Origin of the sequence: Olleya sp. Ti.3.14, assembly GCF_038154885.1 — a bacterium.
In the GTDB taxonomy this organism is placed as follows: domain Bacteria; phylum Bacteroidota; class Bacteroidia; order Flavobacteriales; family Flavobacteriaceae; genus Olleya.
Genome location: NZ_JBAKAO010000003.1, coordinates 170,000 through 195,027 on the forward strand (window position 1 = coordinate 170,000; position 25,028 = coordinate 195,027).

Sequence of the window (25,028 nt, forward strand, 5' to 3'; positions counted from 1 at the left end):
GTTTCAGTAATTTTTTGGCTAAAAGCCTTTAGTTTTTAACGGAAACTAATTTAGGAGACCCTTTGTTAAAAGGTAATTGTTGTGGTAATATTAGGTATTGAAATACTATGTGTTTAAGTATCGCTTTCGCGGAAATACATAGCTGTAATAATATTGTTTTTAGTGCTTTTGAAACCGTTTTGTAACTATTTAAAATTGCTTTTAAGTCTTTAAACGAATCGATATCTTCTAAGGTTTCAAGTGTGCTAAAAGTGATTTTAGTTGAAGATAAGTATTGTAATGTAGTGCTTTTTAAAGCTGAAGTTTGCCAAGGTAAATTTTTAAACTGCTTAGTATTAAACAGGTTTTTGGTTAAACCCATTAAATAAAAACCACCATCTTTTGATGGTCCAAAAACCAACTCATTGTTGTTTAGTTTTTGGTAAGCTTCATTAATATGTTTTGTTTTTAAGTGTGGTGTGTCGTTTCCTATAGAAATTACATTAGTAAAACCGCTATCAAAAACCGATTGAATAGCATTTGTAAAACGATCACCAAAGTTTAAACCTTGTTGCTGTGTTTCGGTAAAATGAAAAAAGGGTAATCCTGTTTTTTTAACTTTTCTAATTGTATCGTTTGTAAGAGTTTCAAACAACTGACTATCAGCAAAAGATTTGCGTTTAGCATCCTCTTTAGCAGAATTAGAAAAAATTAAAATGGCAGTTTTAGTCTTCATTTATGGATTTCCGCGACAGCGAAAAAAGTTAGTTTTATATTAAGCAACAACACCTTGACAGCTACTTCCTGCACCAGCAGTGCAACCATAACAATGTTGTGAAATTACTATGTTTCTACCTTCAAGTAGTTCGGTTTTATAGTCTGATATGTGTTTAGATTTGCTATTTACAGGTAACTCTAACATTTGGTTAAAATCGCAATCAAATAAATAACCATCCCAACTTACAGACAGTGTATTGGTACACATAACGTTTGCAACTGCAGCTGGATTATAAGCCTCTACTAATGAGTACATGTAATCTTCGTAGTTTTCTGAAGCTATTAAAAAGTCTAAAAATCTAGCAATCGGTAAATTAGTAATCGCAAATAAGTTATGAAACTGGATGCTAAAATCTTCCATCAACGCTTTTTTGAAATCTTTTTCCATAGCAGATTGGTCTCCTGGTAAAAAGGCACCTGAAGGATTATAAACTAAGTCTAGTTTTAAGTCGCTTCCTGGCATACCATAACCAACAGTATTTAATTCTTGTAACGCTTTTATGGACATGTCAAAAACACCTTCACCACGTTGTTTATCTGTTTTTCCTCTAGTCCAGTGTGGCATAGAGCTAATAACATGAATGTTATGCTTTTTGAAAAACTGTGGTAAATCGTAATACTTTTTGTTAGCACGAATAATGGTTAAATTAGAACGCACGATAAAATCTTTAATTCCAATTTTTGAAGCTTCTTCAACAAACCATCTAAAATTTGGGTTCATTTCTGGAGCACCTCCTGTTAAATCTAAAGTGTGTGCACCTGTTGTTTTAATAACATCCAAGATTTGTTGCATGGTCTCTTGGGTCATGATTTCTTTTCGGTCTGGACCTGCATCTACGTGACAATGCTCGCAAACTTGATTACACATGTAACCAACATTAATTTGTAGTATTTCTAGTTTTTTCGCTTTAAGCGGAAATTGTCCAGTTTCAGAAATTTTATTTTTAAAAGTCGGTAATTCGCCATCAGCAAAAATTCCGCCAGATAATATCTCTAGTTGTTTATTGCTTTTTGCTAAATCGCTACCTAATTTTTTAAGGGATTTTGTTGCCATTAATCAATTTGTCTTGTTTGTAATTCTTACGTAAGTAAACTTATTTTGGTTTTAAATTAACCGTCTAATTTGTTTACTTTATTCATCATTTGCACACCATGTACCAATGTTGCACCACTTTTTATGGCAGCACCAACGTGTATGGCTTCCATCATTTCTTCTTTTGTAACGCCACGTTGTAAACCGTCTTTGGTATAGGCATCTATGCAATATGGACATTGCTCAGTATGTGCAACAGCTAATGCTATTAAGGACTTTTCTCTTGCAGTTAAAGCGCCTTCTTCAAATACTTTTCCGTAATAGTCAAAAAACTTGTTACCAAGTTCTTCATTCCATTCTGTAATTTTTCCGAATTTTCTAAGGTCTGCCGGATCGTAATATGTTTTTGCCATTATGATTTTTTTTAAAGATATAAATCTAAAACCGTTTTGTCGTAAAGTTTTAGTAGTACTAACAAAAGTACCTAAATTTATAATAAATTAATAGGTGGTAGGTTTTGGTAAAGTGTATTTTTTGGTTTGAATAACGTCGTTTTCTAGGACTGTTTTATTTAAAAAATAGAATATAGCATCTAAATCTTCAGGATGCACATTTGCAGCATCGTGAGTCCCGTTTTTAACAATGTTTAAAAAGTAAGACGCTTCTAAAGTGTCTAGTTTTTCTGTGATGGTTTTAGAACCATGTAACATCATATAACCTGGTTTTTCTGGTTGGCAATTTTGGTGTGGAGCACTACCATAAGGTATAGCACGATCCTCTGTGCCATGTGTAAGTGCTATGGGTATTGCATTGTCAATAGTTAATGAGTCTATGTCTAAAAAGGCGCCAGAAAACCCAATAACACCTGCAAAAGTAATGTCTTTATATGCGTTTAAGTCAGGTATAAAAAAACGTCTCATAAAGGCAACGTGTAATGCAGTTTCTGCACCAGCACTACTTCCTGCTGCTATTATTTTTGATGTGTCAACTTGTAACATCGTACTGTTTTGATAAACAAAATTAGTTGCGTCTAAAAAATCTATTACAGCTTGGTTAAAGGTGAACAATTTGTTCTCTTTACTACAATTACATCCAAATCCAGTTTTAGTTCCTTTTCTTAATAATCTATAGGATATTGATACACCAATGTAACCATTTTTGTTTGCAGCATTAACAATGTTGATCTCGTCAATACCATTACGTCCACCTCCCGAAAAACCGCCACCATGCATCCAAATAACAACAGGTAAACTGTCTGTTGGTTTAATGTTTTCTGGTGTGTAAACATCTAATTTAAGGGTGTCTAATCCTTTTGTTGCGTATGTAAAAGTTTTCATGTTTTGAGCTGGACTTATAAAATAGGTTAATACAAGAACTAGTATGTATAGGTTTTTCATAAAACGTATTAAATTCTAAATTTAGTCAAATAACAGATTTTTATGTTAATTATTTTAATTTAGCAATAAATATATTTTTCTATGGATTATTTTGTGATTGCATCAACATTAGTGCTTATTTCTGCCATTTTTGGGTATATAAATGTGCGGTTTTTAAAAATGCCTAATACTATAGGCTTAATGTTAATTACCATTGTATTTACTTTAGGAGTGTTTGCACTAAGTTATTTTGACGATACCCTATTAAATGCAGAAAAATTTATAATCAAACAGATAGATTTTAAAAGCATTTTATTAGACGTTATGCTAAGTTTTTTACTGTTTGCAGGTGCTTTACATACTAATTTTGAGCAACTTAAAGTACAACGTTGGCCAGTGTTTGCGTTTGCGACTTTTGGTGTCTTAATCTCGACATTTTTAGTTGGAGGTGCTATGTTTGTTGCACTACCAATTATAGGTTTACATATAGATTTTATATACTGTTTATTGTTTGGTGCATTAATTTCGCCAACAGATCCAATTGCTGTTTTAGGGATACTAAAAAAAGCAGGTGTACCTAAAAAATTAGAAACCAAAATTGTTGGAGAATCCCTTTTTAACGATGGTGTTGGTGTTGTTATATTTTTAACCATTTTTAAAATTGCTGATTTGGGTATTGACAACGTTAGCGCTATAGAAGTTGTGGAGCTGTTTGGTGTTGAGGTGCTTGGTGGGATTGCATTGGGTTTAGTTTTGGGTTGGATTACGTATAGATTAATGAAGTCTATTGACGATTATGATATTGAAGTTATTATAACCTTAGCTGCTGTAATGGGAGGAACTGTTTTGGCACAAAAGCTACATATATCAGCACCTTTAGCAATGGTTACTGCAGGTTTGGTAGTTGGAAATGATACCGTTAGAGATAATGCTATGTCAAAAACAACTGAAACTTATGTCGATAAGTTTTGGGAGTTGTTGGATATTCTTTTAAATACCATTCTGTTTGTTTTAATAGGAATGGAGATGTTAGTGTTAACCTTTAAATTTGAGTATTTAACTGCCGGTTTATTAGCAATTCCTTTAGTTTTAGTGTGCAGATATATTTCGTTATTGGTCCCAATAAAATTCTTTGAAAACAAGTTAGACTTTGTTCCAAAAACTAACCTAATTATGACTTGGGGTGGATTACGTGGCGGAATATCTATAGCGTTGGCATTAGGCCTTACAGAAGTTATGGAGCGTGATTTAATTTTGGTAATTACTTATGTTGTGGTTGTCTTTTCTATATTAATACAAGGAATGACCGTTGGTAAATTGGTTAAAAAATTAGAAATTAAATAGGCTTTATGCAAAACTGGATTAGTCTATTATCTGATTTTAAGGCAAAACAACAACCCATTGCTTTTATTACTGTTTCCAAATGTCTGGGGTCAACACCTTGCGTTGTTGGTTCTAGAATGATAGTGACTAAAGACAAACAGATTTACGGAACTATAGGAGGAGGGAAGCTAGAGTTTAAAGCTATTGACGAAGCAATAATTGCTATTAATGATAACAGAATTATAGCGTCCAGTTACACTTTAGGACCAGAGTTTGAGCAATGCTGTGGCGGGAAAGTCGAATTTATTATAGAACCTATGAATCAATCGCCAGAGTTATTTTTATTCGGAGCAGGACATATTGGAGTAGAAATCTGCAAACTTTTAGTAGACACGCCTTTTAAAGTTAATCTTATAGATTCTCGAGACGACTGGTTTTCTAATCTAGAGTTAGATGCTAGTATCGCAACACATCAAACTACCGAAACTGATTTTAAAACGTTTAAGGATGTTGTAAAATGGGGTAGTAACAGCTACGTTTTAGTGTTAACACATAATCATGCAATTGACTTTGATATTATAGCAATGGCGTTACAAAATCAAACTAAGTTTTTGGGGTTGATTGGCAGTAAAACTAAAAAAGTCAGATTTAACAATATGCTTATTAAAGAGATGGTTATTCCTGAAGGTATGACTAATGTAGTTTGTCCTATTGGTTTAGATATTGGAGGTGATACACCAAAAGAAATAGCTATAAGCGTTGTTGCTCAATTATTACAAGTACATTATAAATCTATACTTAAATAGTAATAAGAACTGTCATTCTTAGCAAGGCGAAGAATCTTTAAATGAAAAAAAACAAATCAATCATAGATAAATTAACTGCGCTTTGGGCTTTAAACGAGTCCGGTTTAGGTGGTTTTTTACATGTGTTTAATTCGCCATTCACAGGTTTGATAGTTGGTGGTGTTTCAATATTACTAATTAGTTTAATTGCTTTTTATGCTAAAAACAAATGGCAAACTATTTTAAAAGCATTGGTTATTGTCTTGATTATTAAAATGGCAGTAAGTCCATATTCTCCATTCGGAGCTTATGTTGCAGTCAGTTTTCAAGCGCTTTTTGGTGCGTTTTTATTTTCTAACTTTTCTTGGAAAGGTTTTGTGCTATTGGTTTTAGGGATGGTGACTTTTTTAGAGTCCGCATTGCAAAAACTAATAGTGCTAACAGTGGTTTATGGTACTGGTCTATGGGAAGCTATTAATATTTATGGCTCTTGGGTTCAGAAAAAGTTATACTTTGTGTCGGAAACCTCTACCACTTCTTTTTTAGTGACGTTATATCTTGTAGTATATGTTGTTTGTGGACTATTAGCGGGTGTCTTTGTTAAAAGTATTATTAAGATAATAGCAAGAAAACCTGAAGTTGATTTTTATTTAGAAACAATGCCAAAAGAATCAGAAAGCACTAAAAGAAAAGTACCCTTTAAAACCAAAGTTATTTGGGTTTGGTTAATTACGGTTGCCATAATTGTTTTAGGGTTTTCAATATTTGGAGGTGCTCTTTTTGGGTGGCAAAAGGCTATTTATATCGTATTCCGTAGTTTTCTTATTTTAATGCTTTGGTATCTAGTAATTGGTCCTTTTTTATTAAGATTGGTTCAGAAATACTTAAGTAAAAAGGAATCTAAGTACCAGCAGGATATTACCAATGCCATGGATTTGTTCCCTTATTTTAGGCAGATTATTTCCTATACTTGGAAACAAACGCAGCATTTAAAAGGATTCAATCGATTTAAGTTTTTTATGGCGAATAGCATTTCTAATTGTATTCATTTTAAAACGCCTTCGGAATGATTTATATCCTCACGGGAGTAATACGATCAGGGAAGACTACAGCGCTGTTACATTGGTCTAAAAACAGGAGTAATGTTGATGGGTTATTGTGTCCCGACGATGCTAATGGAAAACGTTATTTTCTGAAATTAAAAAGTAAAACTATTTTTAAGCTTGAAGCTGAAGCTGAAGCTGAAAATGAAATTAAAGCTATTGTTGCAATAGGGAATTTTAAATTTTTGCGATCGGCTTTTAATGAAGCTAATCACTATTTGATTTTAGAAGCTTCTAAAACAGAACGTCAATATTTTATTATTGATGAAATAGGAAAGTTAGAATTAAAAAATGAAGGCTTGCACGTTTCAACCAAAGCTTTGGTTTCTCAGTTTAAATCTAATGATAACACACATCTTATTTTGGTAGTCAGAGATTATTTGTTGGATGCTGTTTTGAAGCATTATGGTATAACTGAATGTTCTATTCTGACTACAGAGGATTTAGAAAATTTAATCTAACTAAAAATAGTTTCGCCTAAAGCGTAATAAATCGCCATTATTGCTGAGTATATTGCACTTCCAAGAAAACGCCATTTTAACTTAAATCTATTTTGAATCAAGTAATTTGCTAAAAACGAAATAGGAATATTTACCAAAAAGGACCAAAAGGCAGTTTGGATAAGGTTAAATCCAATGTCATTAAATTGAGCAGAAAACAATTTGATAAACAATAAATGTCTTGCAACCCAAAGTGGATTAAAATATGCTATGGCTAAACCTGTTTTAGATAATACAGCGCGTACACCTTTTAAGTCTTTAGTTTTTTTTACTATCCAATCAAAATAGTTAGGGATTTCAAATGCGTAAAAAGTGGCGCCAACAAATGCCATTCCTAGCAGTCTGTGCCAAGAATACTCGTCAACAATTAAAGCTGCTATTGTGTCTCCAGCACTATAAATTAGTGCACCCTTTAAGATGTTTTGTGTTTTGTAATGTAGTGCGATAAGGCGTTTATTTTAAATCGGATTGTAGTAAGCAATAAATTTCGCTATCCAAAAATTGACCATTGTAATAAAAATTTTCTCTAAATAGAGCTTCTAATTTAAAGCCAAATTTAAGTAGTAGTGTTTTTGAATTGACATTTTCAAGATTAACATTGGCTGAAAAACTGTGAAGATTTAAATCTTTAAAACCAAAATTAATTAGTGTGGTTAAGGCTTCTGTCATATAGCCTTTACCCCAAAAATCAGGATGTAAAATATAACCAATTTCTCCTCTCGAGTTTTGTTTGTCGATGTGGTGAATTGCGAAATCACCAATAATAGTATTGTTTTCTTTTTCAATAATTGCCCAAGTTATTCCTTTTCCTTCTTTAAAAGCTTTTATGTAGCCTTCAATTCTTTGTTCAGTATCTTCAATACGTTTTGGTATTGTTGTGTCCATGTATTTAGAGATCGCTTTATTGCTTCTTAGATTTAAAAGCGTTTGCGCATCTTTTTTTGTGTAAGCTTTAAACAATAGGCGTTCGCTTTCTAGTTCGGGGAAAACATCGAAAACGGACTTATTTATATTTGTTTCTTCAATCATTTAGGCTTTTCTATACAGACTCATTAATACCTTTTCAGGAGTCATTGGCGCGTTAAATTGCATGTTGTAGTTTGGATTAAACGCTTTTATAGCATTCTGAAGTGCAAAATAAGCACCAATCCCATACATTAAAGGAGGCTCTCCAACAGCTTTAGATTTTAATATAGCCATGTCGTTTCCTTCAGTTTCTACAGGAATCACTTCTACTGTTTTGGGTACAGAAAAAATATCTGGAACTTTATAGGTAGAAAGTGCATTTGATAATAATCTTCCATCTTTATTATAAGCAATCTCTTCCATGGTCATCCAGCCAATTCCTTGTATTAAAGCACCTTCTACTTGACCTAAATCAATACCTTCACTCATGCTTTTTCCGTAATCGTGTACAATTTTTACACTATCAAATTCGTAAGTGCCACGCATGCAATCTATAGTGGTAGTTGTTATTGCGGTTCCGTAAACGTGATAAGCAAAAGGATGTCCTTTTTCCTTGGTTTTATCAAAGTGAATTTCTGGAGTCGCATAATGTGCGTTTTCAGTTAAAGCAACACGTTTTAACATGGCTTTGCTGACTAGCTCTGTCCAAGTTAAAGCTGATTTTTTGTTGTTGATATAAACAGATTCTTCTTTTAGAGTAATGTCTTTTACTGAAGCTTTTAAGTCTTCCGAAGCCACAATTTTTAATCTTTCAACTAAAGCATTACACGCCATTAAGGTTGCTTTTCCGTTTAAATCTGCGGTAGAACTTGCAGCAGATGGCGACGTATTGGCAACACGCGTTGTATTGGTTGTTTCTATTTTAATTTTTTCAATAGGAATAGAAAACACATCCGCAGCAATTTGCATCATTTTGGTGTTAACACCTTGGCCCATTTCCACAGCAGCAGTACTAATACCAACGCTTCCGTCTAAATAAATATGAACCAAAGCACGTGCATGATTCATTGGTGTGTTTGTAAACGAAATACCAAAAGTAATGGGCATAAACGCTATTCCTTTTTTGAAACTTGTATTGTTTTTATTAAACGTTTCGACCGCTTGCTCTAAAGCTTCAATATTAAATATGTTTTTAGCAGAATGCCATGTGTTTTTGGCTTCTACTTTTTTAGCGATTTGTCCATAAGAAAACGTGTCGTTTTCATCTAACAAATTCGCTTCTTGAATTGTTCGTGTTGGTACACCAATTTCATGAGCAGCTTTTGCAATAGCAGATTCGATTACAAACATACCTTGTGGACCTCCAAATCCTCTAAACGCTGTGTTTGGCGGTAAGTTGGTTTTACAACTCAACACTTTTGTTGTTACATTAGGTATGTAATAACTGTTGGTTGCATGAAATAAAGTACGCTCAGCAATTGCAGGAGATAAATCTGCTGCTGCACCAGAGTTTTGCAAAAACTCGGTTTGATACGCTATAATTTTTAAGTCTTTTGAAAGTCCAATTTTATATGTGCTTTCATAAGGATGGCGTTTTCCGGTCATGCGTAAATCATCATGACGATTTAGTATCAGTTTTACGGATTGATTTAAGTGGTGTGCAGCCAAAGCAGCCATTACAGCCCAAGGCGTTGCTTGATCTTCTTTACCACCAAATCCGCCTCCAAGTCGTGTTACATCAACTTCAATTTTATGCATTGCAATGCCCAAAACTTTAGCAATAGTTTTTTGCACAGCTGTCGGTCCTTGCGTGGAGGAAGTTACTTTTATATTTCCGTTTTCTTGTGGTTCTGCGTAAGCACCTTGTGCTTCAATATATAAATGCTCTTGTCCGTTAGAAAATGTTTCGCCTTCAAAAACATAGTCACAATCTACAAATGCTTTTTCAGTATCACCTAAACTAAAAGAGCGTGGTGCATTAATAAAACTGCCTTTTGCTTTAGCTTCTTTAGCAGTTGTAATTACTGATAAGTCTTCAATTTCAATATCAATTAAATCACGTGCTTTTCTTGCAATAAATTCTGATTCTGCAACAATTAAGGCTATTGGCATGCCCCAAAAGTGGACTTCATCCTCTGCAAATAAGGGCTCGTCAGGAATAATACCACCAATTTCATTTTCACCAGGAACATCTTTATATGTAAAAATACGTTGTACGCCTTCTAGAGCTTCTGCTTTAGAATAATCAATACTTTTTATTTTTCCATGTGCTTTTGGCGAGTCAAACACGACCGCATGAAATGTCCCTTGTCTAATATTAACATCGTCAACATACAATGATTCTCCACGGACATGCGTGTAAGAGTCTAAGTTTTTGATGCTTTGTTTTAATGATTTTGAAACAGCATCTAATTTAGTGTCTAATACTTTATTTGGCTTGTTTTTATGCATGTTGTACAAAATCGTTTAAGGTGAATTGCTTCGGGAATAACGTTGTAAAATGAGCAAAAAATAATTGTCGTCCTAACAAACGTTTGTAGTCAGTTGTCCCACGAACATCACTAATTGGACTGATTTCATTTTGAAGTATTTGGTTAGCTTCAATTATAGTGTCTAAAGTCAAAGGTTTATCAACTAAAAAGGCTGAGGTCTCATGCAAATATTTTGGAATTGCAGCAACACCTCCAATGGAAACATGCGCTTCCGATATCGTTTTGTTTTCGATTGAAAGATGTATTGCAGAATTGACACTAGCAATATCTAAATGTGTCCGTTTGCACACTTTTTCAAAATTGAAAAATGACTGTTCTGTTGGTAATTTAAATTGAATGCTCTTTAAAAGTTCACCGTCTTTTAAATCGTAAGTTTTGTACCCTTTGTAAAAGTTTTTAAGAGCAATTGTGCGTTCTTTTTCTGCGGAATTTAATATTGTAATATTACTATTAAGCGACAGGAAAAAGATAGTCATGTCCCCAATTGGCGAAGCGTTTACTAAGTTTCCTCCAAGCGAAGCCATGTTTCTAATTTGTTCTGAAGAGACTAGCTTTAAGTGGTTTCTTAAGTTTGGTAAAATACTATTTAACTCCGTATGATTCCATAAATCTGAAACCGTTGCATTGGTTCCGATCGTGCAAATACCATTTTCAATGTTAATGCCTTTTAAATACTCCTTTTCGGCAATTAGATGTACAGCGTTATCTGCTAAATGATCCGCTTGTTGGACGTATAAATCCGTGCCTCCAGAAACATATTTCCCTTTGGGTTGATTTAAATCTTTAGCTTCAATGTCTTTTAATCGTTGTGGGATGTTTTTAAAATATTCAGGAATAAATTGATTTTCAATTAACCAATTAAATGTGGTGTTTGTATTGTTGTCTAGTTTTTTGACAACTTGATGCGCTGCTTTTTCAATTGCTTTGTATCCTGTACATCTGCAAATATTTCCGCTTATTGCGTCAATTGCATTAGTATAATTTTTATCCGAATGTGATAATGCAAATCCTGTTAAGGCAACTACAAAACCAGGCGTGCAAAATCCGCATTGTGTGGCGTAATTTGCTTTCATGGCTTCTTGAGTTGTGGTTAATTTGTCTTTAAGATTTGTGCCTTCAACTGTAAGAATGTGTTTGCCATGTGCATTTCCTAAAGGTGAAATACATGAGGTAATACTTTGGTATTCTATAGTGTCACCATGACGTGTTCCTACTAAAAGGGTGCAGGCGCCACAATCTCCTTCGCGACAACCAATCTTTGTTCCTGTTAAGCGTTGTTGATAACGCACAAAATCCAATAAAGTGGTTCCGGAATGTTCCGAGGTATTTATGGTTTTGTTATTTAGGATGAAGGTTATCATGAGGTTTGTTTTAATTGATTTTTAATTATAAATGAATTAAAAATGTAATGAGGTCGTCACTTCGAGTGAAATTCCCTTTTTGGAATTTTGTATCGAGAAGCCCTTTTTTGAAAATATTCTCGATACATTTCGACAAAAAGTCGAAACACTCGAACTGACGTCATTGTTTATTTAGTATTCAGTTTTATCCATTTTCTTAGTCCATTCTTGAAAAGGCTCTAATGCAATGTCGCGTGCTAATTGCTCAAACGGGATACTTCTTTCTGCGTATGGTAATGGGATTTCTTTGTAAATAAATTCATCATCAAAACCAATATTTGCAGCATCTACTTGATTACTTCCGTAATATACTTTGTCTGGTCTAGCCCAATAAATTGCACCTAAACACATTGGGCAAGGTTCGCAAGAGGTGTATATTTCGCAACCATCTAATTGAAACGAGTCTAAATTTTTACAAGCATCTCTAATAGCGGTCACTTCTGCATGTGCAGTTGGGTCGTTAGTAGAGGTTACTTTATTGTTTCCGCGTCCTACAATTTTTCCATCCTTAACAATAACACAACCAAATGGTCCGCCTTCATTGTTGTTCATTCCTTTTAAAGCTGCGTTAACAGCTTCTTTCATAAATTGATCTTTATTACTCATAATTTAATTTTTAAGTTGAAAAATGTAGCATTAGCTAATATACTACTTTTTTATAGTGAATTATTAATCTTTGATTTAGTTCTTTAAACCAAAAAACCCGATTCAGATGAATCGGGTTTTTTCTGGTGGTGCCTCCAGGAATCGAACCAGGGACACAAGGATTTTCAGTCCTTTGCTCTACCAACTGAGCTAAGGCACCAGTAGCAATAAATTGCGAGTGCAAATATAGTTTCAATTTTAGAACTACCAAACAAAAAATCAAAAAAATTACAATGTTTTTTTACTTTTGTGTTTGAAGGAGACTTATTTGTCTCAATTTCAATATTATAATATTATTAATACTTTTTAATCTAATGGTTTTGTAGATTTACCATTTTTAAATGTAGAATGAATTTAGTAATAGATGTAGGAAATACCCGATCTAAACTAGCTGTATTTGATAAAAACAACATTATAACTGTTGTTATTGTTGAGCAGTCAGAAGTTTTAGATGGTATAAAAGAATTAAGGAAATCTTATAGTCAATTGCATTTAGCAATTGTATCATCGGTTGGTGTTTTAGTTCAAGCTGTTGTTGATTATTTGAGCCTACATTTTAATTTATTGGTATTAAGTCATGAAACGCCTTTACCATTTAATAATTTGTATGCGACTCCAAAAACATTAGGCATTGATAGAATAGCATTAGTTTGTGCCTCTGTACAACAATTTTCTAATAAAAATGTTTTAATAATTGATGCAGGAACGTGTATTACGTATGATTTTATAACTAATACAAATGATTATTTGGGAGGTTCAATTTCTCCGGGAATAAGAATGCGTTATAAAGCATTACATAATCAAACCGCTAAATTACCATTGTTAGAAACACAGTTTCCGGAACATTTTATAGGAAACTCTACAATAAACGCAATAAATAGCGGAATTGTTTATGGTGTTTTAAGTGAAATAGATGGAATAATAGAACGTTATAGTGCTGATTATTCAGATTTAACAATAATTTTAACAGGAGGAGATACTAATTTTTTGTCTAAACAATTAAAAAGTAGCATATTTGCCAACTCAAATTTTCTTTTAGAAGGTTTGAATTTCATATTACAATACAACACAAACGGATGATAAAAAAACTTGTATTAGTTTTTATTGCAGTTTTTGCAATTCAAAGTTACGGACAGGAGGGAACAGCTTCACCATATTCTTTTTATGGAATAGGAAGCTTAAAATTTAAAGGATCGGTTGAAAATCGTAGCATGGGAGGGTTAGGTGTTTACAAAGATAGTATTCATATTAATTTTTCAAATCCAGCAACTTATGGTGGTAACAATCTTGCAACTTTTAATAACGAAACAAGACCAGTAAAATTTACAGTTGGAGGAAGTCATACAACTACTGATCTAAAATCTGATAATGGAAGTGATAGTGCTACAAGTACTACTTTTGATTATTTAGCTTTAGCTTTTCCTGTAGGAAAATTTGGTTTTGGTTTTGGGCTACTACCTTACTCCTCTGTTGGGTATGAGTTAGAAACTCGTAATGCTAATGATATGGTTGATTACAGATATGCAGGAGAAGGAGGATTAAATAAAGCTTTTTTAGCTTTAGGATATCAAGTTAATAAAAGTCTTAGTGTAGGTGTACAGATGGATTATGATTTTGGAAACATCCAGAATAATACAATTAATGTTTTGTATAACGATGCTGATGAGCCATTACAATATTACTCAGAAGAGAGTAATAGATCAGATTTAAGTGGTTTAAATTTTAATTTAGGGGTACATTATCAAAAAATGATTTCGCCTAAATTAGAGTATCAAGGATCGATGACTTATACACCAGAGATTAAATTGACGTCTCAAAACCAACGCTCAATATCTACAATTGATGTCTCTTCTGGTTTAACAAATCAAATTGAGGTAGACTTATCTGCAACTAATTTAAAAGAAACAGAATTAACTTTGCCTTCTAAATTTACTATTGGATCTGGTATTGGTCAGCCTAGAAAGTGGTTTGCTGGTTTAGAATATACTTCACAAAATACAAGCGAATTTTTTAATCCTTTGTATGATAATGTTGGAGCAACGTTTGAAGATGCATCAAAATTATCCTTAGGAGGATTTTATATTCCTGAGTACAATTCGTTTTCAAGCGGTTGGAAAAGAGTTACTTATCGTGCAGGTATGCGTTTTGAAAATACAGGGTTAATTATAAATGATGAGTCGATAAAAGAGTTTGGCATGTCTTTTGGAGTAGGAATACCAGTTGGAGTTTGGTTCTCTAATGCTAATTTAGGAGTAGAGTTTGGACAAAGAGGTACAACCACTGCTAATTTAGTAAAAGAAAACTTTGTTAACTTCCAATTAAGTTTATCACTAAATGATAGATGGTTTAATAAAAAGAAATATAACTAACAGCATAAAATTAAAGATTATGAAAACTAAAATCACTTTATTAATAGCCCTGTTTTTGGGTCTGTCAGTCGGATTTGCTCAAGATGAGCAAGAATGTATGACTAAATTGTCCTTAATGACTGAAGCTTCAAAAGCTAAAAATTATGAAGCTGCTTACCCATATTTTATGGAGTTAAGAAAAGACTGTCCAAAATATAACAAAGCGATTTACGTGTATGGAGAAAAAATACTAAGTCACTACATAAAAAAATCTACTGGAGCAGAAAAATTAGGTTATGTAAATGATTTAATTTTAATGTTTGATGAAAGAATGGCAAACTTTGCAAGTATTTCTCCTGTTGGAGAGTACCAATCAGAGCAATGTCAACTTAAGTATGATAACAAAGAAGCTTTAGGTTTAACAGATCAAGATGTTTTTGATTGTTTTGATGCTGCTTATAAAGCAGATAAGGATAGCTTTAAAAGTGCTAAGAGTTTATATGTTTACTTTAAGTTAATGGTTAGCTTATATGATTCTGGAAACAAAACTGCACAAGACTTATTTGATAAGTATGATGATGTTGCCGAAAAAATTGAAGAAGAAACTGCATTTAACGCAAAAAAACTTAATGAGTTAATCAATAAGGAAGACTCTGGTGTGGCTTTAACTAAAAAGGATGGTCAATGGAAAACATATTATAGCGCAATGGTTGATGCTTTTGATAATGTACAACTTGGTGTTGATAAAGAATTAGGAGATATAGCTAACTGTGAAAACTTAATTCCGTTATACCAAAAAAATTATGAAGCAAACAAAACTAATGCAGTTTGGTTACAACGTGCAATGAACAAGTTATATGAAAAAGGATGTAAAGAAGATCCAATGTTTGTAACCATTGTAAAGCAAAAAAATACAATACAACCAGATGCTAGTACATCTTACTACTTATATGTTATTACAGGAGAGCAAAAGTATTTAGACCAAACTATGGACCTAGAAACAGATCCATTTAAAAAGGCTAAATTATATTACAAAGCTGCTTCTGACTTTAAAAAGAGTGGAAGTTATGGTAAGGCAAGACAATATTACCAAGAGTCTTTAAACCTTAACCCATCTAACAAAAATCCTCACTTACAGATAGCATCAATGTATGCAAGTAGTGCAAACAGTTGTGGTGATACAAACTTTAACAAAAGAGCTGTGTTCTGGTTAGCTGCTAACGAAGCTGCTAAAGCTGGAGGAGCAGGATCTAAATATGTAGAAAGCTATAACGCTAAAGCACCTACCAAATCAGAAATATTTGCTGAAGGTAATGCTGGTCAAAGTATTAAAATTGGATGTTGGATAGGTAGAAGTGTAACAGTACCAAACCTATAATGCTAAACATTAAATTACATATAATAAAAAACTCAGTCATAGCATTAGCTATGACTTTGTTTTTTGCATGTAAAAACAATTTAGACGATGTAAAAAAAATGGGTATGTCTGCTAATGATCCAGTAGGTGTCTCAGACAGTATTAATGTTAAATATACAGACTCAGGTCGTCTAGCTGCAAATTTGGTTAGTCCTAAAATGTATGATTTTAGCAATAGGGCTTTTGCTTACTCTGAGTTTCCGGAAGGTGTTGTTTTGCATTTGTATGATAAAAACCGAGCTAAGACTACCATTATATCAGATTACGCAATACTTTATGACAACACCAATCTTATTGATTTAAGAGGTCATGTTATTGCAGCTACTTCAACAAATGACACCTTGTTTGCAGAGCAACTATATTACGATCAAAGTAAGCAATGGTTATTTACTAATCTGCCAGCAACATACAGAGCCAAAGGGTATGTAACTAGCGGAATGGGATTTGATTCGGACAGAGACTTTAAAAAAGCTGAAGTTTTGGGTGTTACAGGTCAATTTGCTGTTCAAGAATAATATTTCCTTTCTAATAAAAAGAATACTTTTTTAGTATCTTTACTTATCAATTTATATTTAAATGAAAACTTTTAAATTTTTTCAATACGCTTATTTAGTATTTGCAGTACTTTTTCTTTACGATGCAATTGCAAGTTGGGGAGAAACCAGAGCATATATGTCTCTTTTATTAGGTATAACAGCAGTGTTTATGTTCTTTTTCAAAAAAAGATTTAATAAAAAGTTCGAAAATCAAGATCGTAAGTAGATGCTTAGCTCTATACTTATAATTGTTGCGTGCTTATTATTATCAGCTTTTTTTTCAGGAATGGAGATCGCATATGTATCGTCCAATAAAATCCATATTGAAATAGAAAAAAAGCAAGATGGTTTTTTAGCTAAAATTTTATCTAAAATAACAGCTAAACCATCAAAATTTATTGCAACAATGCTTATAGGTAACAACATAGCATTGGTTATTTATGGTTTTTTTATGGGTGATTTGCTTATGGGTTGGTTTCAAAGTATGTTGCCAACAGACAATGCATTTGCCTCTTACATGTTAGTAGATTTAAGTTTATTATCTCAAACCATATTATCCACTTTATTAATTTTATTTACTGCCGAGTTTTTACCAAAAGTATTTTTTCAGATATATTCTAATACGCTATTAAAAGTATTAGCCTTTCCAGCTTATATTTTTTATGTGATGTTTAGTTGGGTGTCCGACTTTGTTATTTGGATCAGTGATGTGGTTTTAAAAAAATTCTTTAAAACAGAAGGCGACCAAGTACAATTAGCCTTTACAAAAGTTGAGTTAGGTCACTATATTAGTGAGCAGATGGAAAGCATCGAAGAACATGAAGATATAGATTCCGAAATTCAAATTTTTCAAAATGCTTTAGAGTTTTCAGAAGTTAAAGCAAGAGAGGTTATGGTGCCTCGTACAGAGATTATAGCCTTAGAGCTTCAAGATACAATCCAAGACCTTAGCGCATTGTTTACTGAGACAGGATGTTCTAAAATATTGATATATAAAGAAACTATAGACGATGTTTTAGGCTATGTACATTCTTTTGACTTATTTAAAAAACCAAAAAATATTGGCTCTATGATTATGCCAATAGAGTTAGTTCCTGAAACTATGTTAGTTAAAGATATACTTAACGTTTTAATTAAAAAACGTAAAAGTATAGCTGTAGTAGTGGACGAGTATGGTGGGACTTCTGGGATAATGACAGTGGAGGATATTGTTGAAGAGTTGTTTGGAGAAATAGAAGATGAGCATGATACTATTGATTTAATTGAAGAACAAAAGGATGCAACAACCTATGTTTTTTCAGCAAGGATAGAAGTTGATTATCTAAACGAAACGTACAAGTTAAATTTACCAGTAGGAGAAAACTACGAAACCTTAGGAGGTCTAATTGTAGATCATACCGAGGAAATTCCGCAGCAAAATGAAATTGTTTCGACAGAAAAATTCAACTTTAAAATCTTAGAAGTTTCAAACACCAAAATAGACTTGGTAGAACTTCAAATTAAAGAAGAAGACTAATATTTTAAGATAAATACTAACTATTTTACTAACAGTATTTTTAATTAATATATTTATTATAATAAAGTGCTTTTATTATTGAATAGAAAATGGTATTTTCGCCCACTATATTTCACAAAATTTATCACAAAAAATGGCAATTTTAAATAAAATTAGACAAAAAACGGTTGTATTAATCTTAGTTATTGCATTAGCGTTATTCGCTTTTATTTTATCAAGTTTATTTGATAATAAAGATGCATTGTTTTCTAAATCTCCAGATGTTGTAGCAACAATCAATGGTCAAGACATTTCAAGAGAAGAGTTTTCTAACCTTGTAGAGTTTCAACAAAGACAAATGGGCCCAAATGCAACAACTAGTCAAGTCATGAATAGTGTGTTTGAGACTAAAGTGAGAGAAGCGGTAATGAACGGTCAAATTGAAAAATTAGGAATGACTGTTGAGTCTGAGCAAATGCGTGACTTAATCAAAACGTCTTACGGAACAGACCCAACATTTTTAAATGAAGATGGTGTTTTTGATGATTCTAAATTAAAGTTGTTTATAGATAATTTAAAAAGCTCTTCAGCTGAAGCTTACCAAAATTGGTTATCAACAGAGCAATCTTTAGCTACAAATGCTTTACAATCTAACTACTTTAACATGGTTAAAGCTGGTACTACTGCAACATTAGCAGAAGGGCAGTTAGAGCATAAGTTAGAAGGAGAAAAAGTTGATATCAATTATGTACAAGTACCTTACACATCTATTCCAGATACAGAAGTTAACGTATCGCAATCAGATATTAAAAACTACATAAACAAAAATCAAAAAGCTTATCAAACTGAAGCTAATAGAAATTTTCAATATGTGTTTTTTAAAGAAGTTGCCTCTTTAGAAGATGAAAACGAAATTAAAAATGAACTAAACGGTTTACTTAAAGATAAAGAAGTTTATAACGAAGCGACTAAAGCTACAGATAACAAATTAGGTTTTGTTAATACTAAAGATGTAGAAGGTTTTGTAAACAGTAACTCTGATGATTTAAAGTTTGTAGACAAATACCAATACAAATCTAGCTTACCAGCAACAATTGCAGACACAATCTTTAATTTAGAAGCTGGAAAAACTTACGGTCCATATAAAGACGGTAACTATTATAAAGTAACTAAAGTTTTAGATTATAAAAAATTAGCAGATTCAATCGAGTCTAGCCATATTGTAATTCCTTTTGTTGGAACAACAAGAGCAGCAGCTGATGTTACTAGAACTAAAGAAGAAGCTAAAGCAATGATCGATAGTATCTTTCCTTTAGTAAAAAATGATAAAACTAAATTTGCAGAAGTAGCAAATGAAATTAACTCTGACGGAACTAAAGGTAAAGACGGAAGTATTGGTTGGACAAGATTAACAACTTACAATCCTGCAAGTTTTGATCCTGATTTTGCTAACTTCTTATTTTTTAATGAAACTGGAAGTATAGACGTTGTTTTAACAAAGTTTGGTTACCATATTATTAGAGTAGACGATAAGAAAAATGTTGAAACTGCTGCTAAATTAGCAACAATTGCTAGAAAAATAGAGCCTTCTTCCAAAACAGAAGACAAAATATTTGCTGATGCATCTAATTTTGAATTAGCAATTGCTAAAGGAAACTTTGCAGAAGTAGCTAAAAATGCAAACTACGAAGTACGTCCAATGACAGCTAACGAGTTAGACGAAAGTATTCCTGGATTAGGAAATCAACGTCAAATTGTACGTTGGGCTTTTGAAGATGCAACTGCAGTTGGAGACTATAAGCGTTTTGATAACGTACCAGGAGGAATTGTAATTGCACAATTAACTGGTAAGCAAGAGAAAGGATTAATGAGTGTTGAAGATGCTTCAGTTACTGCATTACCAGCAATTAGAAAAGAGAAAAAAGCTAAAATGATAATGGACAGAGTTAACGCTTCAACATTAGCAGATTTTGCTGCAGCAGAAAGCCAAACGGTTAAATCATCTTCAGCAATAAACATGAAAAACCCAACAATTGCAGGAGCAGGAAAAGAGCCAATGGTTGTAGGAACAGCTTTTGGATTAAAAGAAGGTGTAGCTTCTAAATTAATAAAAGGAAACACAGGTGTGTTTATGGTACAGGTTACTAAAAAGACACCAGCTGTAGAATTAGAAAACTATTTACCATTTGCTAATCAAGTAAGTGCACAAAAGTTAAGTGCAGTACAAACTAGATTATACAGTGCTTTAAAAGAGTCAGCAGAGATTGAAGATTTTAGAGCTAAAACAGTACAATAAACAACTATAGTTTACATATAAAAAAAGCCTCTTAAATTATTAAGAGGCTTTTTTTATGCCCTATTTTTATAAGACCATGTCTTTATATTTTAATATAGTATTAAAACCTTTAGCTTTAAAATAGTCAGTTGGATTAGTTGTACTTGCGACTAAAATAAAATCGCCTCCCCAAGCACCTAAACTTTTAATACTACCATCAAAATCGCTAAAAAGGGTATCCTTAACTTTAGTTTGATTTGTTATAGTACTTATAATGGTTTCGTGCTGTTCTATTAAACTTTTTAAGTCTTCTAGTGTTTCGCTTTTAATAACATTACCTGTTATTGCATTAATAGCTTTTATTGTATTTGCTAAGTCGTGTTTGTTAGCTTTATAATGTGCAATACCGTCACGACTATTTTGCTTTTTATTTAAATGAATAAAATATAGGTTTTCAAAATAGTCAGGTTTAAAGTCTAATGTATTTATTACAGGTAGGTTGTTTGTTAATTGATAAACTATAGCTTTACTATTTTTTGCACAAGCAATATCATAACCACTACCTCCAAAAGTTAAGTTTAATAATTGGTATGGATCTACGTTAGCCCATTGTGCTAAATTATTTATTAAAGTAGACGATGTGCCCAATCCCCAATTTTTAGGAAACTCAAGCATTGTAGTTATTTTAAAACCTGTTTTACAAGTCAAAAATTCAGGGTTTAACTTCTTTATAGCCTTTAGGATTTGAATTAGCCTATCAGAGATAGGATTACGAGATAAGTATCCATTGTTAATTTCCTTTAAACTAAATAGATCCTCAAACCATATAGCGTTGTTATGGTCTAAGCTGGTCCATATAATTTGTGGTTGTTTTATTGGCTCTACTGTTAATTGCTGTCCAAACTTAGTAGGTACTGCTAACGCTTTAGCGCCATCAAGTACAACATACTCTGCAGTAAGTAATAATTTTCCGTGACTATAAAAGGTTTGCATTATTGTCTTAGTTTTTCAATAGCTTCTACAACAGCACTATGTGTAACTACGTTAGTTTTAAAGTGATTTACAACCTGTTCTTTTTCAGAAGGTGTTGCTTCAAATTGATTTAATATATTCATTAAATGCATCTTCATGTGTCCTTCTTGTATACCAGTTGTGGTTAAACTTCTTAAAGCAGCAAAATTTTGTGCTAATCCAGCAACAGCGACAATTTGCATTAATTGCTTTGCATTAGGTTGGTCTAAGATTTGTAATGCCAATTTTACTAAAGGATGTAAGCTTGTTAAGCCACCAACAGTGCCTAAAGCTAAGGGTATTTCCATCCAAAAAGTAAAGATGCCATCTTCAATTTTAGCATGCGTTAAGCTGCTATATTTTCCATCTTTTGCAGCATAGGCATGTACACCAGCTTCTACAGCTCTAAAATCATTTCCTGTAGCTAACACCACAGCGTCAATCCCATTCATGATACCTTTATTGTGTGTGACAGCTCTGTAAGGTTCAATTTCAGCTATGTTTACAGCTTGAACAAATTTCTCAGCAAATGTATGTGGATTAATATCTTTTTCGGCTAAAGCTTCAACTTTACAGCTTACTTCAGCTCTAACTAAGCACTCAGGTACGTAATTAGATAAAATACTCATGACAATATTTATAGGCTGTTGTAAGTGATGCTCAGCTTCATTTTTAAATGTTTTAGCAAATTGTTCTAAACAAGAGTTTATAAAATTTGCTCCCATTGCATCTAAGGTTTCAAAAGTAGCATGCAGCTGATAGTAATTATCTAAATCGCTGGTTTTATCTCTTAATTCAATATCTAAAATACCACCACCACGTTTTTCCATATTTTTAGTAATGGATTTGGTGTCAGTTATAAGTTGCTGTTTTATAGTGTCAAAATAGTTTTTTAAATCACTATAACTTCCGGAATATGTAAAGTGGACTTGACCAATTTTAGTAGTAGATAAAACGGATGCTTTAAATCCACCTCTAGTTTGCCAAAATTTTGCAGATTTACTAGCAGCAGCAACTACAGAGCTTTCTTCAATTGTCATTGGTATGGTGTAAATCTTGTCATTAATAACAAAATTTGGTGCAATTCCAAAGGGTAAAAAATAATTAGTTATTGTGTTTTCTATAAACTCGTCATGCAACTGTTGTAGCTTTTGATCGCTATTCCAATATTGCTTTAGGATGGTCTCAGCATCTTTATAGGCTGACAGGTGATTTTTAATTAGCCAATTAATCTTTTCAGCTTTTGATAATTTAGAAAATCCAGAAACGAGTGTGCTCATGTTATTATTTTTGAAATGCAAAGATACTATATACACTTTCAAATTATAGTAGTACGTGTAATATTGCTGATTTATCTGTTAATGTTGGCGGTTTTTTGGGTATTTTTTAGTAAACTTGACATCCTATTATTAAATAATTAATATTAAATGAAGATTTTAAGAATCCTTTCTCTATTCTGCTTTTTAGCAACTACATTTTTAACTGCTCAAAATAAGGAATTTATACTTGATGAAATATGGAGTGGTACCTTTAGAACAGAAGGTTTAGACGCCTTACACTCCATGAACAACGGTCAACAATATTCGGTTTTAAACTTTGATCGCGCAAGTGGAGCAACCACAATTGATATCTACGATTACAAGACGCTAGAAAAGGTTAAGACCTTAGTTAGCTCTAAGGATTTAGATTTAAAATATTTTTCTGATTATACATTTAGCAAAGATGAAAACAAAATACTTTTAGCTTTTGAAGAAGAATCTATTTTTAGACGTTCTTCATTAGGTAAATATGTGGTGTATGATGTATCAGAAAAGTCTATCCATAGTGTCGCAAACCATAAAATACAAGAACCAACTTTTTCTCCAGACGGTAAAAAAGTAGCTTACGGTTATCAAAATAATTTATACGTTAAAAACTTAAAAACTAATGACGTTACACAATTAACTTTTGATGGCGAAAAAAATAAAATTATTAATGGTATTACGGATTGGGTTTATGAGGAAGAATTTGGTTTTGTTAGAGCATTTGATTGGAATGCAGATAGTAACAAAATAGCATTTATAAGATTTGACGAAAGTGATGTACCTGAGTTTTCTATGGACGTTTACGGTAAGGATTTATATCAAACACAAACCGTTTTTAAATATCCAAAAGCAGGAGAACGTAATGCTGTAGTGTCCTTACATCTTTATGATTTAGATAAAAATAAATTAGAAGAAGTAAAAGTGAATAAAACTTACAACGACTTTTATATACCTAGAATTAAATGGTCTCATGACGCTAATATGTTAAGTGCTATTTATATGAATCGTCATCAAAACGAATTAGATTTATGGATGATAGATGCTAGTCAAAACGAAGCGTATTTGGTTGTTGAAGAAAAGGATAAAGCTTATATAGATATTACAGACAATCTAACGTTTTTAAAGGATAAGACTTTTATTTGGACTAGCGAAAAAGATGGTTACAACCATGTGTATCATTATAGCAAAAAAGGAAAGTTAATTAACCAAATTACTAAAGGTAATTGGGAAGTGACAGAGTATTATGGTTATGATAGTACTTCAGATCGTATTTTTTATCAGTCAGTAGAAAACGGTAGTATTAACAGAGACGTTTATTCTATTAAATTAAACGGAACTCAAAAAAGAAGATTAACACAAAACGAAGGAACAAACAATGCAGACTTTAGTGCTAACTTCACATACTTTATCAATACTTTTTCAAGTGCAACAACACCATATTTATACACTTTAAATGATGCTAGTACAGGAAAAGTTTTAAAAACCATAAAAGATAATAATGATTTAAAGGAAACTTTAAAGGCTTATACAATATCTGATAAAGAGTTTTCTACTATTTCTGTAAACGGAAATGACTTAAACATGTGGATGGTTAAGCCAGCCAATTTTGATGCTAGCAAACAATATCCATTATTTATGTTTCAATATTCAGGTCCAGGATCTCAACAAGTGGCTAATAAATGGCATAGCGCAAATGACTATTGGTATCAAATGTTGGCGCAACAAGGTTATATTATAGCTTGCGTTGATGGAAGAGGAACAGGTTTAAAAGGTGCAGATTTTAAAAAAGTAACTCAAAATGAATTAGGTAAATTTGAAGTTGAAGATCAAATTGAAGCAGCAAAATTATTAGGAGCACGACCATACATTGATTCTAGCAGAATGGGAATTTGGGGATGGTCCTATGGTGGATTTATGTCAAGTAATGCGTTATTTAAAGGAAACGATGTGTTTAAAATGGCAATAGCAGTCGCACCTGTAACAAGTTGGAGGTTTTACGACTCTATTTATACAGAGCGTTATATGACTACACCACAAGAAAACGCTAGTGGTTACGATAATAACTCACCAATAAATCATGTAGATAAATTAGAAGGAGACTTTTTATTGATACATGGTACAGGAGACGATAACGTACACGTACAAAATACAATGCGTATGGTTGAGGCTTTAGTACAAGCTAATAAGCAGTTTGAATGGATGATATATCCAGACAAAAATCATGGTATTTATGGAGGTAATACAAGATTGCATTTATATACAAAAATGACAAACTTTATCAATCGCACTTTAGGCGATAAACTTTAATTAAACTAACTAATAT

23 protein-coding genes and 1 tRNA gene are annotated in these 25,028 nt (G+C 32.5%); 12 read left to right on the forward strand and 12 right to left on the reverse strand.

Features of this window, described 5'->3' with window-relative positions:
* Positions 1-28: 28 nt before the first annotated feature.
* From V6251_RS06975 to V6251_RS06990, 4 genes are all read right to left on the reverse strand, one after another.
* The gene (locus tag V6251_RS06975) at positions 29-715 is read right to left on the reverse strand and encodes a TIGR04282 family arsenosugar biosynthesis glycosyltransferase (RefSeq protein ID WP_341587569.1); all 687 of its coding nucleotides are present in this window, start codon (positions 713-715) and stop codon (positions 29-31) included.
* Positions 716-754: 39 nt separating this feature from the next.
* Complete coding sequence (arsS, locus tag V6251_RS06980; RefSeq protein ID WP_341587570.1) at positions 755-1,810, reverse strand: arsenosugar biosynthesis radical SAM (seleno)protein ArsS; 1,056 nt, start codon at positions 1,808-1,810, stop codon at positions 755-757.
* Between the two features lie 56 nt (positions 1,811-1,866).
* Positions 1,867-2,202 carry an arsenosugar biosynthesis-associated peroxidase-like protein gene (locus V6251_RS06985; RefSeq protein WP_028283334.1) on the reverse strand — a complete coding sequence of 112 codons (336 nt, stop codon included), beginning with the start codon at positions 2,200-2,202 and terminating at the stop codon, positions 1,867-1,869.
* A gap of 87 nt (positions 2,203-2,289) precedes the next feature.
* Positions 2,290-3,126: an alpha/beta hydrolase gene (locus V6251_RS06990; protein ID WP_341587571.1), complete on the reverse strand. Its 837-nt coding sequence runs from the start codon at positions 3,124-3,126 to the stop codon at positions 2,290-2,292.
* A 141-nt stretch (positions 3,127-3,267) separates the two neighbouring features.
* Between V6251_RS06990 and V6251_RS06995 the strand changes: the two genes are divergently transcribed.
* Genes V6251_RS06995 through V6251_RS07010 form a run of 4 tightly spaced genes read left to right on the forward strand, consistent with a single transcriptional unit; the run spans position 3,268 to position 6,837 of the window.
* The gene (locus V6251_RS06995; RefSeq protein ID WP_341587572.1) at positions 3,268-4,509 is read left to right on the forward strand and encodes a cation:proton antiporter; all 1,242 of its coding nucleotides are present in this window, start codon (positions 3,268-3,270) and stop codon (positions 4,507-4,509) included.
* Between the two features lie 5 nt (positions 4,510-4,514).
* Positions 4,515-5,294 (forward strand): xanthine dehydrogenase accessory protein XdhC, encoded by a 780-nt coding sequence (xdhC, locus tag V6251_RS07000; protein WP_341587573.1) that lies wholly within the window; start codon positions 4,515-4,517, stop codon positions 5,292-5,294.
* Between the two features lie 41 nt (positions 5,295-5,335).
* Complete coding sequence (locus V6251_RS07005; protein WP_341587574.1) at positions 5,336-6,343, forward strand: hypothetical protein; 1,008 nt, start codon at positions 5,336-5,338, stop codon at positions 6,341-6,343.
* The gene (locus V6251_RS07010; protein WP_341587575.1) at positions 6,340-6,837 is read left to right on the forward strand and encodes a nucleoside-triphosphatase; all 498 of its coding nucleotides are present in this window, start codon (positions 6,340-6,342) and stop codon (positions 6,835-6,837) included. Before V6251_RS07005 ends, V6251_RS07010 begins: the two co-directional genes overlap by 4 nt.
* Here the strand turns inward: V6251_RS07010 and V6251_RS07015 are convergent.
* The 6 genes from V6251_RS07015 to V6251_RS07040 all read right to left on the reverse strand — a co-directional run bounded on the left by V6251_RS07015 (position 6,834) and on the right by V6251_RS07040 (position 12,479).
* Positions 6,834-7,208: a hypothetical protein gene (locus V6251_RS07015; RefSeq protein ID WP_341587576.1), complete on the reverse strand. Its 375-nt coding sequence runs from the start codon at positions 7,206-7,208 to the stop codon at positions 6,834-6,836. The two genes, V6251_RS07010 and V6251_RS07015, sit on opposite strands and share 4 nt — an antisense overlap.
* Positions 7,209-7,329: 121 nt before the next feature.
* The gene (locus V6251_RS07020) at positions 7,330-7,905 is read right to left on the reverse strand and encodes a GNAT family N-acetyltransferase (RefSeq protein ID WP_281847293.1); all 576 of its coding nucleotides are present in this window, start codon (positions 7,903-7,905) and stop codon (positions 7,330-7,332) included.
* Complete coding sequence (locus V6251_RS07025) at positions 7,906-10,233, reverse strand: xanthine dehydrogenase molybdopterin binding subunit (protein ID WP_341587577.1); 2,328 nt, start codon at positions 10,231-10,233, stop codon at positions 7,906-7,908.
* Positions 10,226-11,635 (reverse strand): FAD binding domain-containing protein, encoded by a 1,410-nt coding sequence (locus V6251_RS07030; RefSeq protein WP_341587578.1) that lies wholly within the window; start codon positions 11,633-11,635, stop codon positions 10,226-10,228. Before V6251_RS07030 ends, V6251_RS07025 begins: the two co-directional genes overlap by 8 nt.
* A 171-nt stretch (positions 11,636-11,806) precedes the next feature.
* The gene (locus tag V6251_RS07035) at positions 11,807-12,280 is read right to left on the reverse strand and encodes a nucleoside deaminase (RefSeq protein WP_341587579.1); all 474 of its coding nucleotides are present in this window, start codon (positions 12,278-12,280) and stop codon (positions 11,807-11,809) included.
* Between the two features lie 123 nt (positions 12,281-12,403).
* Positions 12,404-12,479, reverse strand: a tRNA-Phe gene (locus tag V6251_RS07040).
* 188 nt (positions 12,480-12,667) lie between these two features.
* Here V6251_RS07040 and V6251_RS07045 point away from each other — a divergent pair.
* The 7 genes from V6251_RS07045 (at position 12,668) to V6251_RS07075 (ending at position 20,411) form a co-directional block, all read left to right on the forward strand.
* Entirely contained in the window at positions 12,668-13,399 is a 732-nt protein-coding gene (locus V6251_RS07045; protein WP_341587580.1) for a type III pantothenate kinase, read from the forward strand.
* On the forward strand, positions 13,396-14,688 hold the full coding sequence (locus V6251_RS07050) for a hypothetical protein (protein WP_341587581.1): 1,293 nt from the start codon (positions 13,396-13,398) through the stop codon (positions 14,686-14,688). Before V6251_RS07045 ends, V6251_RS07050 begins: the two co-directional genes overlap by 4 nt.
* Before the next feature lie 19 nt (positions 14,689-14,707).
* Complete coding sequence (locus V6251_RS07055; protein ID WP_341587582.1) at positions 14,708-16,045, forward strand: hypothetical protein; 1,338 nt, start codon at positions 14,708-14,710, stop codon at positions 16,043-16,045.
* Complete coding sequence (gene lptC / locus V6251_RS07060) at positions 16,045-16,599, forward strand: LPS export ABC transporter periplasmic protein LptC (protein ID WP_341587583.1); 555 nt, start codon at positions 16,045-16,047, stop codon at positions 16,597-16,599. Before V6251_RS07055 ends, lptC begins: the two co-directional genes overlap by 1 nt.
* Positions 16,600-16,660: 61 nt before the next feature.
* A complete protein-coding gene (locus tag V6251_RS07065) occupies positions 16,661-16,846 on the forward strand; it encodes a hypothetical protein (protein WP_341587584.1) in 186 nt (61 codons plus the stop codon).
* Entirely contained in the window at positions 16,847-18,136 is a 1,290-nt protein-coding gene (locus V6251_RS07070; protein ID WP_341587585.1) for a hemolysin family protein, read from the forward strand.
* Positions 18,137-18,269: 133 nt separating this feature from the next.
* Positions 18,270-20,411, forward strand: a complete 2,142-nt coding sequence (locus V6251_RS07075) for a peptidylprolyl isomerase (protein WP_292947782.1) — start codon at positions 18,270-18,272, stop codon at positions 20,409-20,411.
* Positions 20,412-20,477: 66 nt separating this feature from the next.
* On the opposite strand, the gene V6251_RS07080 is transcribed toward V6251_RS07075, so the two are convergent.
* Positions 20,478-21,383 carry a GYDIA family GHMP kinase gene (locus V6251_RS07080; RefSeq protein WP_341587586.1) on the reverse strand — a complete coding sequence of 302 codons (906 nt, stop codon included), beginning with the start codon at positions 21,381-21,383 and terminating at the stop codon, positions 20,478-20,480.
* Entirely contained in the window at positions 21,383-22,681 is a 1,299-nt protein-coding gene (locus V6251_RS07085; protein ID WP_341587587.1) for a hydroxymethylglutaryl-CoA reductase, degradative, read from the reverse strand. The genes V6251_RS07080 and V6251_RS07085 overlap by 1 nt, the downstream gene beginning before the upstream one ends.
* 147 nt (positions 22,682-22,828) lie before the next feature.
* Between V6251_RS07085 and V6251_RS07090 the strand changes: the two genes are divergently transcribed.
* Complete coding sequence (locus V6251_RS07090) at positions 22,829-25,012, forward strand: S9 family peptidase (protein ID WP_341587588.1); 2,184 nt, start codon at positions 22,829-22,831, stop codon at positions 25,010-25,012.
* The last annotated feature ends 16 nt before the right edge of the window (positions 25,013-25,028 follow it).

Bases quoted from the DNA above. Each gene is read 5' to 3' on its own strand.
- V6251_RS07055 (WP_341587582.1), top strand. From the start codon at position 14,708: ATGAAAACTAAAATCACTTTATTAATAGCCCTGTTTTTGGGTCTGTCA.
- V6251_RS07045 (WP_341587580.1), top strand. From the start codon at position 12,668: ATGAATTTAGTAATAGATGTAGGAAATACCCGATCTAAACTAGCTGTA.
- V6251_RS07070 (WP_341587585.1), top strand. From the start codon at position 16,847: ATGCTTAGCTCTATACTTATAATTGTTGCGTGCTTATTATTATCAGCT.
- V6251_RS07010 (WP_341587575.1), top strand. From the start codon at position 6,340: ATGATTTATATCCTCACGGGAGTAATACGATCAGGGAAGACTACAGCG.
- V6251_RS06990 (WP_341587571.1), bottom strand. From the start codon at position 3,126: ATGAAAACTTTTACATACGCAACAAAAGGATTAGACACCCTTAAATTA.
- V6251_RS06975 (WP_341587569.1), bottom strand. From the start codon at position 715: ATGAAGACTAAAACTGCCATTTTAATTTTTTCTAATTCTGCTAAAGAG.
- V6251_RS07015 (WP_341587576.1), bottom strand. From the start codon at position 7,208: ATGGCATTTGTTGGCGCCACTTTTTACGCATTTGAAATCCCTAACTAT.
- V6251_RS07090 (WP_341587588.1), top strand. From the start codon at position 22,829: ATGAAGATTTTAAGAATCCTTTCTCTATTCTGCTTTTTAGCAACTACA.
- V6251_RS07035 (WP_341587579.1), bottom strand. From the start codon at position 12,280: ATGAGTAATAAAGATCAATTTATGAAAGAAGCTGTTAACGCAGCTTTA.
- V6251_RS07020 (WP_281847293.1), bottom strand. From the start codon at position 7,905: ATGATTGAAGAAACAAATATAAATAAGTCCGTTTTCGATGTTTTCCCC.
- V6251_RS07025 (WP_341587577.1), bottom strand. From the start codon at position 10,233: ATGCATAAAAACAAGCCAAATAAAGTATTAGACACTAAATTAGATGCT.
- arsS (WP_341587570.1), bottom strand. From the start codon at position 1,810: ATGGCAACAAAATCCCTTAAAAAATTAGGTAGCGATTTAGCAAAAAGC.
- V6251_RS07065 (WP_341587584.1), top strand. From the start codon at position 16,661: ATGAAAACTTTTAAATTTTTTCAATACGCTTATTTAGTATTTGCAGTA.
- V6251_RS07050 (WP_341587581.1), top strand. From the start codon at position 13,396: ATGATAAAAAAACTTGTATTAGTTTTTATTGCAGTTTTTGCAATTCAA.
- V6251_RS07005 (WP_341587574.1), top strand. From the start codon at position 5,336: ATGAAAAAAAACAAATCAATCATAGATAAATTAACTGCGCTTTGGGCT.
- V6251_RS06985 (WP_028283334.1), bottom strand. From the start codon at position 2,202: ATGGCAAAAACATATTACGATCCGGCAGACCTTAGAAAATTCGGAAAA.
- xdhC (WP_341587573.1), top strand. From the start codon at position 4,515: ATGCAAAACTGGATTAGTCTATTATCTGATTTTAAGGCAAAACAACAA.
- V6251_RS07085 (WP_341587587.1), bottom strand. From the start codon at position 22,681: ATGAGCACACTCGTTTCTGGATTTTCTAAATTATCAAAAGCTGAAAAG.
- V6251_RS06995 (WP_341587572.1), top strand. From the start codon at position 3,268: ATGGATTATTTTGTGATTGCATCAACATTAGTGCTTATTTCTGCCATT.
- lptC (WP_341587583.1), top strand. From the start codon at position 16,045: ATGCTAAACATTAAATTACATATAATAAAAAACTCAGTCATAGCATTA.
- V6251_RS07030 (WP_341587578.1), bottom strand. From the start codon at position 11,635: ATGATAACCTTCATCCTAAATAACAAAACCATAAATACCTCGGAACAT.
- V6251_RS07075 (WP_292947782.1), top strand. From the start codon at position 18,270: ATGGCAATTTTAAATAAAATTAGACAAAAAACGGTTGTATTAATCTTA.
- V6251_RS07080 (WP_341587586.1), bottom strand. From the start codon at position 21,383: ATGCAAACCTTTTATAGTCACGGAAAATTATTACTTACTGCAGAGTAT.